Source organism: Mycobacterium asiaticum, from assembly GCF_001673635.1.
GTDB classification, from domain to species: Bacteria; Actinomycetota; Actinomycetes; order Mycobacteriales; family Mycobacteriaceae; genus Mycobacterium; species Mycobacterium asiaticum_C.
This window is the reverse complement of sequence record NZ_LZMH01000058.1, coordinates 1-10710: the sequence shown is the minus strand read 5'-3', so window position 1 is coordinate 10710 and position 10710 is coordinate 1. Positions and strand designations below refer to the sequence as shown.

Genomic DNA, 10710 nt, shown 5'->3' with positions numbered 1-10710 from the left:
GCGACTTCGGCGCCGCGGCCTTCGGCTTGGCCTTCTCGGCCTGGGCGGCACGTTGTTCCGCCTCCTTGGCGGCGGCACCTTCGGCGGCGTCGGCGGTACTGGCGGCAACGCGGGCCAGCTCTGGGGTGACGGCGGGACGGGCGGGCTCGGCGGCTCGGGCAACGTGTTCGGCGGCAATGGGGGCGTCGGCGGTAAGGCCGGCGCGATCGGCAACGGAGGCGACGGCGGCGACGGCGGCAGCGCGGGACCGGCAGGAACCACCGGCGGAAAGGGCGGTGCTGGCGGAGGGGCCATCCTGATCGGCAACGGCGGCAGCGGCGGCAACGGTGGCACCGGCCCGTATACCGGCCAACCTGGCGACGGCGGCTCCGGTGGCGCGTTGTTTGGCTTCGCGGGTCCCGACGGGCGGTGGTAACCGCTAATCAGTCGCGCTGCAACAGATCCAGCAGATAGCCGCCGTACCCGGACTTCACCAGCGCACCGGCCCGCTGCGCCAATTCCTCATCGGTGATCCAGCCTCGCCGCCACGCAACTTCCTCGGGCACACTGACTTTTAAGCCCTGTCGCAGTTCCAGCGTGCGAACGAAGTCGGACGCGTCCAGTAGCGAGTCGAATGTGCCGGTATCCAACCAGGCCGTGCCGCGGGCCATCACCTCGACCGACAGCCGGCCCCACCATCACCGAAAAGCAGACCACCGTTGCCGCCGGAGCCACCGAATCCGCCGGCCGCACCGCCGAATCCGCCGTTGCCCCCGGCACCACCGGTACCGAACAGGCCGGTAGCGTTTCCTCCCCTACCGCCGAACCCACCGCCGGTATTGCCGATCCCGCCGGTCCCGCCGTCGCCGGCGGAACCGTAAAGCGCGCCGGCGTTGCCGCCGGCCCCGCCGTCGCCGCCGCCTGTGCTGCCCCGCCCACCAATTCCGCCGTCGCCGCCGGAGCCACCCAGGATGCCGCCAGCTCCGCCCGCACCGCCGGCACCGCCGCTGGTGCCGCCCGACTTGCCACCTATGCCGCCGGCACCACCGTCGCCGAATAGACCAGCGGACCCGCCAGCGCCGCCCTGCCCGCCGCTGATGCCGGTCGCGGAGCTTCCGCCGTAGCCGCCGGCGCCGCCGTTGCCGAATAGTCCCCCGGCGCCGCCCGGCCCACCGGCCCCACCCGTGCCGAGGTTCGAACTTCCGCCGGTACCGCCGACCCCGCCGTTGCCGAACAACAGCCCGCCCGCACCTCCGGCGCCACCGGCTGGGGCATTGGCGTTCGCGATGTTGCCGCCAGCCCCGCCGGCACCGCCGTTGCCGAACAGTCCCGCGGCGCCGCCGTTGCCACCCCGCATGCCAGTCCCGCCGGATCCACCGGCGCCGCCGTTGCCGATCAGCAGTCCGCCGGCGCCGCCGTCGGCCCCGCTCCCGGGCGCCGCGTTCGCGCCGTCACCGATCAGCGGCCGACCCAGCAGGTTCTGGAACGGCGTGTTGATCACGTCGAGTGCCTCCTGCAACGGAGAGACCGCGGCGGCTTCGGCGTTGGTGTACGCCCCCGCGCCCGCGGACAACGTCCGGACGAAATCCTCGTGAAACGCGGCTACTTGGGCGCTGAGCGCCTGATACTGCTGGGCGTGGCCAGAAAACAAGGCGGACAACGCTGTCGACACTTCATCGGCCGCCGCCGCCAGCACGGTGGTGGTCCGGGCGGCTGCGGCCGCGTTCGCTTCGTTCAGTGCGGAACCGATACCGCTCAAGTCTGAAGCCGCGGCTGCGAGGATCTCCGGTGCTGCGATCACGAAGGACATGTGACGTCTCCATTTCCACGAAGGTGTGGAAATGGTCGCCGCTACGACCGGTGCCGAACATGAGGCATCGGCCTCAAATCACTGGCGGTAACTGACCAGGAAGTTGCCGAGGCGGTCGATGGCGGCTGCCAGATCACGGGCCCACGGCAGCGTCACGATGCGCAGGTGATCCGGTGCGGGCCAATTGAATCCGGTTCCCTGGGTCACCAGGATCTTCTCCTGCAGCAGCAAATCCAGGACCAGCTGCTCGTCGTCTGCGATGTCGTAGACCTCGGGGTCCAGTCGGGGAAATGCATACAGAGCCCCCTCGGGCTTGGTGCAGGACACCCCGGGGATCTCGTTGAGCTTCTGCCATGCGATGTCACGCTGCTCGAGCAGTCGGCCGCCGGGAAGTACCAGATCCTCGATGCTCTGGTGGCCACCGAGCGCGACCTGAATTGCGTGCTGCGCCGGAACATTCGGGCAAAGTCGCATGTTGGCCAGGAGGCTGATTCCCTCGATGAAGCTGCTGGCGTGGTCCTTGGGGCCGGTGATCGCCAGCCAACCCGCGCGGTATCCGGCAACCCGATAGGCCTTGGACAGGCCGTTGAATGTGAGACACAGCATGTCCGGCGCAAGGGAAGCCACGCTGATGTGCTTGGCGTCGTCGTAGAGGATCTTGTCGTAGATTTCGTCGGCGAGCAGCAGCAGTTGATGCTTGCGCGCCAATTCGACCATCTGGGTCAGGATTTCGCGGCCATACACCGCGCCGGTCGGGTTGTTGGGGTTGATCACCACCAGCGCCTTGGTGCGCTCGGTGATCTTGGACTCCAGGTCGGCGATGTCGGGCTGCCAGTCCTGCGTCTCGTCGCAGAGGTAGTGCACTGGGGTACCACCGGCCAGCGACGTCGACGCCGTCCACAGCGGGTAATCGGGCGCCGGGATCAACACCTGATCGCCGTTGTCGAGCAGCGCCTGCAGGGTCATCGTGATCAGTTCGGAGACCCCGTTGCCGAGGTAGACGTCGTCGACGTCGAATCGCGGGAAACCATCGATTACCTCGTAGCGGGTGACTACCGCGCGCCGGGCCGACAGGATGCCCTTGGAGTCCGAATAGCCCTGCGCGTAGGGCAGCGCCTGAATCATGTCGCGCATGATCACGTCGGGCGCCTCGAAGCCGAACGGTGCCGGGTTTCCGATGTTCAGCTTGAGGATGCGGTGACCTTCCGCTTCCAAGCGCGCGGCGTGGGCGTGGACCGGGCCGCGGATTTCGTACAGGACGTCCTGAAGCTTGGACGACTGCGCGAACGCCCGCTGCCGATAGTGGCCAGAAGTGTGCACGGGCAGCTGGTGGGTAGTCACGTCAACCATCGTCCCATCACTGTCCACCGATATTTGCTGATCGGTGTCAAACCGTGATCAGCGCTTGCCCGGTGGGCGGGCGCCCTTGGCCAGTCCGAGGCCCTTGACCGGCTCGGCAGGCTTGTCGGGTGCCGCGGCGTCGCCGTTCGCATCAGCAGACGGCGCGGGCTCGGACTTTGCTTCTGGTGTTGCGGGCTCGGGTTCTGGCTCGGCCTCGGCGGGTGCCGGCTCGGCCTTGGCGGGTCCTGACTTCTTGGCACCGGGGCGCTTGGCGCCGGCCGCGATGCCCAGACCCTTGACCGGGGCGGCGGGTTGGGCCGGTTCGGCCTTTTCCTCCGCAGGCGCTTCGGTGGCTGCGGCCTTCGTCGGCTCGGCCTCGGTCGGCCCGGCCCCCGCCGGCGAGGCCTTCGCGGGGGCGGCCTTCTTGGCACCGGGTCGCTTGGCTCCGGCGGCCAGGCCGAGGCCCTTGGCGGGCGCCTCAGTCGCGGCGGCCTTCGGAGTCTCCGCCGCTTCCTCGGCGGCCGGAGCGGCCGCCTTCTTGGCGCCCGGCCGCTTGGCCCCGCCCGCTATGCCGAGCCCCTTGGCGGGTGCGGCGGAGGGTGCGGCTGAGGCCTCGCCGGCGGGGGCCGCGGCGGCCTTCTTGCCGGGCTTCTTGGCCCCGCCCGCCACGCCCAGACCCTTCACGGGTGCGGCTGCGGCCGGCTTGTCCGCTGGTGCCTTGGCCGGTTCGGCGGCCTCTTCGGCGGCGGACTCGGGCTCCGCCTCGGCGGGCGCCGTCGGCGCGGCGGCCTTCGGCTTGGCCTTCTCGGCCTGGGCGGCACGTTGTTCCGCCTCCTTGGCGGCGGTGCCCTTCTCCGGGAGCTTCACGCTGTCGCGGTCGAGCGATCCCAGCAGCACCTGCGCGACGTCGAGCACCTCGACGCCGCTGCGACCGGCCTCTTCCTGCCGGTCGTTGACACCATCGGTGACCATGACGCGGCAGAACGGGCACGCTACGGCGACGGTGGCGGCATTCGTGGCCAGCGCCTCGTCGACGCGCTCGTGGTTGATGCGCTTGCCGATGTGTTCTTCCATCCACATCCGTGCCCCACCCGCACCACAGCAAAAGCTGCGCTCGGCGTGGCGGGGCATCTCGGTCAGGTTGGCACCCGCGGCACCGATCAGCTCGCGCGGCGCTTCGTAGACCTTGTTGTGCCGGCCCAGGTAGCAGGGGTCGTGGTAGGTGATGTCCTGGGAGACGGCGTTGACCGGCACCAGCTTGTTGTCCCGCACCAGCCGGTTCAGCAGCTGGGTGTGGTGCAGCACGGTGTAGTTGCTGCCGAGCTGCCGGTATTCCTTGCCCAGGGTGTTGAAGCAGTGCGGGCATGTGACGACGATCTTGCGGTCGACGGTTTCCACGCCTTCGAAGAGGCCGTCAAGCGTCTCGACGGCCTGCTGCGCCAGTTGCTGGAACAGGAACTCGTTGCCCGACCGGCGTGCAGAGTCGCCGTTACAGGTCTCACCGGTGCCCAGCACCAGGAACTTGACCCCGGCGATGGACAGCAGTTCGGCGACGGCCTTGGTGGTCTTCTTCGCCTTGTCGTCGTAGGCGCCGGCGCAGCCCACCCAAAACAGGTACTCGAAGCCGTCGAAGCTTTCGACGTCCTCGCCGTAGATCGGGACGTCGAAGTCGACCTCGTCGATCCAGCTGGTGCGGTCCGAGGCGTTCTGGCCCCACGGATTGCCCTTGTTCTCAAGGTTTTTGAACAGGACGGACAATTCGGAGGGGAACTCCGATTCCATCATCACCTGGTAACGGCGCATGTCGACGATGTGGTCGACGTGCTCGATGTCCACCGGGCACTGCTCGACGCAGGCGCCGCAGGTGACACACGACCACAGCACGTCCGGATCGATGACGCCGCCCTGTTCGGCGGTGCCCACCAGCGGACGCGTCGCCTGGTCGGGACCCGAGCCCATGATCCGGCCGAAGCCCGACTCGGGGACATGGTGCGCCTCGTCGTGCTTCTCCCCGCGCAGCTCCTCGCCGAGGCCGCCCTCCGGCGTGCTTTCGAGGGGCGTTTCCTTCTCGCCGAGGATGTACGGGGCCTTCGCCATCCAGTGGTCGCGCAGGTCCATGATGACGAGCTTGGGTGAGAGCGGCTTTCCGGTGTTCCACGCCGGACACTGCGACTGGCATCGGCCGCACTCGGTACAGGTGGCGAAGTCCAGCATGCCCTTCCAGCTGAAGTCTTCGATCTTGCCGCGGCCGAATTCGGCGTCGTCTGGCGGGTTTTCGAAATCGATCGGCTTGCCGTCCGCCTCGATCGGCAGCAGCGGTCCCAAGCCGTCCGGCAACCGCTTGAATGTGACGTTGATCGGCGCCAGGAAGATGTGCAGGTGCTTGGAGTGCAGCACGATCAACAGGAACGCGAGCATGACCCCGATGTGCAGCAACAGGGCGACGGTCTCGACGATCTCGTTGACGTGGGGCCCCAAGGGGTGCAAGAAAGAACCCATGGCGTGCGAGAAGAATGCGCCGTTGCCGTAAGGGAACTCGTCGCCAAGCGCGTTCACCGACGCGCCGCGGAAGATCGCGTACGTCCAGATGACGTTGAAGATCATGAACAGGATCAGCCACGCACCACTGGTGTGCGATCCGTAGAAGCGCGAGTCGCGGCCGTATTCCTTTGGCGCCGTGCGCAACCGGATGATGGCGAAGGTGACGATGCCGGTGAGCACGGCGAGCGCGAAGAAGTCCTGCAGAGCTCCCAGTGCGTCCCAACGACCGATGATCGGGATGTGGAAGTTCGGCTGGAACAGCACGCCGTAGGCCTCGATATAGACCGTCAGCAGGATGAAAAAGCCCCACATGGTGAAGAAGTGGGCGGCCCCGGGCAGCGACCACTTGAGCAGCTTGCGCTGACCGAACACCTCGGCGACCTGTGCCCAGATCCGCTGGCCGATGTCGTTGGTACGTCCGCCGCCCGCCGGCTGCCCGGACATGACGAGCTTGTACAACCACCAGACCCGCTTCAGGGCCAATAGGATCACGACCGCGGTCATGCCCAGGCCCACTACCAGCCGGATGAGCGTCTGCGTGGTCACGGAAGGTCACCCCAATTCGTCGTCACTCACAAGGCAGCGCGCGTTAGAGGCGCCTTTGCTGCTTAACCAGCCCATACTGACACCTTCTTGGCGTTGGCCGCGAGAAAGGCTGACCTAAGTTTGCGTGCACCACCAGCCCCGACGGTTGAGGAGTGTGATCAGTTCTACATCGACGCCATTCAAGGCCATAGCGTTCACCAGAACGCAGCGTGAGCCGGTGTGGAATGCCAGTTAGCTTTGCGGGACAAGCATGCTCCGCAGCATCGAGAGCATCTCCGACCGGGAGCCGGCCCCGAGCCGGCGACGGATCCGCGCGACATGATGCTCGACGGTCTTCGCCGAAATGAAGAGCTGATTGCCGATGTCGCGGTACGGCATGCCCAGGAGCAGCAGTTCGGCGACCTCACGCTCGCGATCCGACAGCGGTGACCGCGACTGTGGTTGGCGCGGCGCTCGGGGGGCCGCGTCCATAGCGGGCGTCGCGCCGGGGATCTCACCGCCAAAACCGGTGCCCACTTTGAGATCCCGGGCAAGTTGGAGCATCGCCCCGGACACCCGCGAGTCGGGAGTCTGCAAGGCGGCCTGACCGGCCAGGCGGGTCGCGTCGGACGTCAGCCCGACGTGGGCCAGGGATCGCGCCGCGGCGGCGACCTCGTCAACCTCCACCTGATTCGCGAGCACCCGCAGCCAGGTCCGGCCGGCATTCGAGAGCGCATAGGCCAGGCTGCTATGGGCGGCCGCGGCGCTGAGTGCCTGTCCATGCGGTGCAACGGATTCCGGCGAGCTGGCCAGGATCGCGGCGTGCACACCGGCCCAATGCAAGGGGTTAGCCCACAGCGGTGGGTTGCCCAGTGCGCCGAGCAGGGTGAAGGCCTGGTCCAGGCTGTGTTGTAGCTGGTCCACCTGGTGCATGCGAGCCGACGCGACCCACAACTCACCCAACGGCAGCAGCGCGAACAGGTCGAGTGAGTATTCGGTGAGGACCTCCATGGCCGCGTACCAATGCTTCTGCAACGCACCGGTGTCACCGCTGCGACGAGCGATGGCGGTTTGCAGCGCCGACGCCCACAGCGCATCGCGGCGATGCAGCTCGACACCCGAAGTCGCCGCGACGACATCGGTGCCGGCCGATGTCAGTTGCCCGTCCTGCATCTTGATCCAGCCGGACAGCAGCAGGTGTCGAGCCAGGAACGGCGCGTCCGCGCCGGATCGCACCGCACGGCCGATCACGCTGTGGGCCCGCACCGGGTCGCCGCCATGAATTGCGGCCAAGGTCACCACCGCGGCCGGACTGTCGGGAAATGCCTCTCCGAACGGCTGCTCGACCGCGATCGCCTGACTCAGCCGGGACATGGCGGCCGGATAGGGCTGATCCATCGTCAGCAGAAGACCTTCGGCAAGGCTGCGGGAGGCGCGCGCGGCCATGGTCGGTGGCCCGGAGTCCTTCATGCGTAACGCGACCCGCGCTGCCGCCAGGTCACCCGTCGCGGCGAGCACGATGGCGGCAGCCGAGCCGACCACCGAGTCCGGGTAGGGGCCGAGCCAGCCGACCAGCTCGGCGGCCTGCCCGGTGTTGCCGTCGTGTGCGGCAACGCTGGCCGCGATGCGCACCGCCGCGGCACGCTCGCCGGAATCCGATGAGCCGAGCAGATCGTCGGCCAGAGCGGTCGCCGCCGAGCAGTCACCGGTAAGGGCAAGCGCGTCGGCCAATCGGGACGTCAGCCCCGTGGCGCCGGCCTGGACTGCGCCCCGGTACAAGCGCGCGGTTCGGGTCGGCTCGGCTCGAGTCTCGTCTGCGTGCCGGGCAAGAACCGCGGCCAGCCGATCGTCGCGCAGCCCGTGTTCGGCCAGCTGCAACGCGAGGTCTGGCGACATCGTGGAGACGTCGAGCTGGGAACGCACCAGAGACGTTTCGATCTCGCGGTGATGTGCATTGCCGACGGTTTGGGCGACCGCGTCGTGGACGAGCCGCAGAAATTTGGGTGGATGCGATGGGTCGACAAGGCCGCACGCGCGGACCCGATCGACCAGCGTCCTGGCGTCCGGTACCGGGATCTCCAGTGCCCCTGCGATGTCGGCGGCGCCCAATTCGTGGGTCAACGACATGAGGAGAAGGGCGTCAAGCACCGCCTCGTCGATGCGACGCAAGCGAGCGGTGAGCGCAATTTTGGCCGTATGTTCCGGCGCCTGGTTGCTCTCAGCGACCGCGCGCAAGAGGAAGGGCAGACCTGCTGTGCAGTCCAAGATGTGGCCGGGGGATGGCGCTGCCCCCAGCAATATCCGCGGTCGCTCCCGCTCGATCGCCAATGCCAGGGATCGAAGCGCGGGACGCTGCTCCTGCGCTTCGGCAGCGGCGACGACCGTAAGCCGGGCCTCGACAACCCGTTCGGTGAGCCGGTGCAGGTCGTGGTCGGGGAGCAGGTGGGCGTCGTCGACGACGAGCGCGGCGCCGGGCGGATCGTCGTCTCGCGGCGGACGGGTGAGCACGGTGCGATCGGCTCGGCGCAGTTTGTCGCGCACGGTGGCCAGCAACATGGACTTGCCGGTGCCCACACCTCCCGTGACCAGGGCCTGTACCGGTTCGGTCATGGCGTTGGCGAGGTCCTCGACCAGCTGGCGAGCACCATGGGGGAACTCGATCGAGGAACTAAGCGAGTCGGTCATTCCCCTGCCCCTTGTGCTCTACTGGTGCTCAGCAGCGGCTCCCTACCCTAAGTCGCGGCCCCGTAGCCTCGTCAATCCCCTAACGCGCCACCCCCTAATGATGCCTCGGGGCAGGCGGGGTTGGCACCGAACACGGCTTGCTGCTGAGTAGATAGCATTTTGCTAGCGCCGAAAATGTTGGGCGTGTGTCGAGGAGGAGGCGGATCGTGGCGAATTCCTTGCTCGACTTCGTGATCTCCCTGGTGCGCGATCCCGACGCTGCCGCGCGGTATGCCGCGAACCCCGCGCAGGCCATTGCGGACGCTCACCTTACCGACGTGACCAGCGCGGATGTCAACAATCTGATCCCCGTAGTGTCGGATTCGCTGTCCATGACCGCGCCATCGGTAGGCGGCGGAGGCGCGCCAGTGGCCGATCACGGCAATGTGTGGGCGAGCGGGGCCGCGACGGCAGCGTTCGATGCGTTCACTCCTCATGTTCCGGCCGCGGGCGTGGCGCAGCACGGTCCGACGGGTGGTGTGATCAGTCATCCGGCCGCGCCGGCGCCGGGAGAGCCGGCAGTGCCTGCCCAACCGGCAGGCGTTGTCCATCACGAACCCTCGGTATTGCTCACCGGCGGAGAGCTGCCCGAAATGGCCTTCGACCACGGCGGCTTCGCGGTCAACGACCCCGGGATCTGGGATCACTCCGTGATTCACCCCGACGCGCACTCACACGACGCCCAGCCTGACCACCACGGCTTCGGCATTCACGGCTGAGAACGCTTTTTTGTCAACTAATCGCCGCGGGCTCGTGCCACGGATCCCGTTGACATGCGCAAACGCCCCGCTCTGTCGGCTTGTCAGGGCTCGCCTTAGGGACTCGGCAATCACCCCCTAATCCCCTAATGGATTTGCCTGGTGCACCCCTGGGGGCTTTGCCAAGTCTGGGGGAGTCGACCCCGATTCGGGGAAGTAGCGAAGTCCATACGTTTATTGCAGGGCGCCGCACACGGCGGCGAGAAGCTACAGCTTCCAATTGAAGGGGAACGACATGACCTCGCTTGTGGACTACATCATGAGCCTGTTTCGCAGCGAAGAGGCGGCGCGGTCTTTTGTCGCCGCTCCTGGGCAGGCGATGACCAACGCCGGATTGGTCAACGTGTCGCCGGCGGAGGTTTCCTCGGCCGTCGCGACTGCGGTGCCGGGAGTGGCGCTCTCGTCGGACGATCCGATCATCGGCCTCCGACAGGCGGTGGCCGACCAGCACGGTCTGACCCCGTTCACCTCCGACCCGGGTGCAGTACCCACCTTTGCGGGCCCGGATGCCGGGCCAGCCTTGAACGCGGCCGGTCCGGTGATCGGCAACGTAGGTGCCGTCACCAGCGATGCGGGCGTCCTCGCCGCTGATGCGGGATTCCTTGCCGGCAGTGCGGGAGCTGGGCTGGCCAGTGGCGTCAATGCCGGGCTCGTTGCACAGCCTGGGGCCGACGTGGTTCCGGGCGTCGCTCCCGGGTTGGCATTCGTCGAGCCGACGGGCGGCTTCGGCGCCGGGGTAGGCGTCGGCGCGCAGGCCGGCCTCAGCGTGGATCTCGGCGTGCAAGCCGGAATAGGTGCGGGCGCCGGCCTCGGCGTTGGCACCGGAGTAGGTGTGGGCGCGCAGGCGGGTGTGGGCATTGGCATCGGCGTGGAGGCCGGCATTGGAGTGCAGGCCGGAATTGGTGGTGCTGTGGGTGTGGGCGGCCAGGTCGGTGGTGCGATTGGTGTTGGTGGTCAGGTCGGCGGGGCCGTTGGTGGTGCTGTCGGTGGCCAGGTCGGTGGTGCTGTGGGTGTTGGCGGCCAGGTCGGTGG

5 protein-coding genes and 3 pseudogenes are annotated in these 10710 nt (G+C 67.8%); 3 read left to right on the top strand and 5 right to left on the bottom strand.

Annotated features, from left to right (window positions below):
* A pseudogene (locus A5645_RS28185) lies at positions 1-415 on the top strand (hypothetical protein); the annotation flags it as partial.
* A 7-nt stretch (positions 416-422) separates the two neighbouring features.
* On the opposite strand, the pseudogene A5645_RS16995 reads toward A5645_RS28185, so the two are convergent.
* From A5645_RS16995 to iniR, 5 genes and pseudogenes are all read right to left on the bottom strand, one after another.
* A pseudogene (locus tag A5645_RS16995) lies at positions 423-671 on the bottom strand (glucose-1-phosphate thymidylyltransferase); the annotation flags it as partial.
* Positions 665-1789, bottom strand: a pseudogene (locus A5645_RS16990) (PE family protein); the annotation flags it as partial. The pseudogenes A5645_RS16990 and A5645_RS16995, both read right to left, overlap by 7 nt.
* Positions 1790-1867: 78 nt before the next feature.
* Complete coding sequence (locus A5645_RS16985; RefSeq protein ID WP_065130404.1) at positions 1868-3157, bottom strand: pyridoxal phosphate-dependent aminotransferase; 1290 nt, start codon at positions 3155-3157, stop codon at positions 1868-1870.
* A gap of 30 nt (positions 3158-3187) precedes the next feature.
* The gene (locus A5645_RS16980; RefSeq protein WP_065130403.1) at positions 3188-6217 is read right to left on the bottom strand and encodes a (Fe-S)-binding protein; all 3030 of its coding nucleotides are present in this window, start codon (positions 6215-6217) and stop codon (positions 3188-3190) included.
* A 231-nt stretch (positions 6218-6448) separates the two neighbouring features.
* Positions 6449-8881 (bottom strand): isoniazid response ATPase/transcriptional regulator IniR, encoded by a 2433-nt coding sequence (iniR, locus tag A5645_RS16975; RefSeq protein WP_065130402.1) that lies wholly within the window; start codon positions 8879-8881, stop codon positions 6449-6451.
* 206 nt (positions 8882-9087) lie between these two features.
* Between iniR and A5645_RS16970 the strand changes: the two genes are divergently transcribed.
* A complete protein-coding gene (locus A5645_RS16970; protein WP_065036264.1) occupies positions 9088-9639 on the top strand; it encodes an Rv0340 family IniB-related protein in 552 nt (183 codons plus the stop codon).
* 274 nt (positions 9640-9913) lie between these two features.
* Positions 9914-10710 (top strand): IniB N-terminal domain-containing protein (locus tag A5645_RS29120; RefSeq protein ID WP_216638323.1); only part of this gene is annotated, 797 nt, incomplete at its 3' end.

Coding starts and splice junctions, on each gene's coding strand:
- iniR (WP_065130402.1), bottom strand. CDS start 8,881: ATGACCGACTCGCTTAGTTCCTCGATCGAGTTCCCCCATGGTGCTCGC.